The sequence below is a fragment of the Sphingobacterium sp. HJSM2_6 genome (assembly GCF_049316305.1).
GTDB lineage: Bacteria > Bacteroidota > Bacteroidia > Sphingobacteriales > Sphingobacteriaceae > Sphingobacterium.
In genome coordinates this window covers 1-329 of record NZ_JBMOXB010000060.1, presented here as the reverse complement: position 1 = coordinate 329, position 329 = coordinate 1, and the positions used below count along the sequence as shown (strand labels likewise).

Here is a 329-nt window from a genome sequence, read left to right as displayed (position 1 = left end):
TAACTCTTGGAATTTAATAATCTCTCTAACTTATCGATCATTTCTTTCTGTTGCTGTAACATCCTTTCATATAATTCAATCATTTTATCAACTGGATTAATATGAAAATTTGGATAGTAATTATATCCATTTGACTGATCATTGAAAGTATTGGAAATTATATTCACTGCCTGGTCTACATCAAAATTTTGAATAGCTTCTGATGGAACCTTTAATATTTTGGCAACTTGTTCTAGAATAACCGCTTCAATCTTTTCCTTAGCTTCCAACTGTGACACTTTTTTCTGTGTCCAATCTTCGCCCAGCTCAAAAGCAAGAGCTTCCTGTTT

The 329-nt window shown here is 32.2% G+C and carries 1 protein-coding gene; it reads right to left on the bottom strand.

The features are described 5' to 3' along the window. On the bottom strand, positions 1–329 hold a 329-nt coding region (locus tag ACFRAE_RS17815; protein ID WP_422798520.1), incomplete at both ends, for an XRE family transcriptional regulator.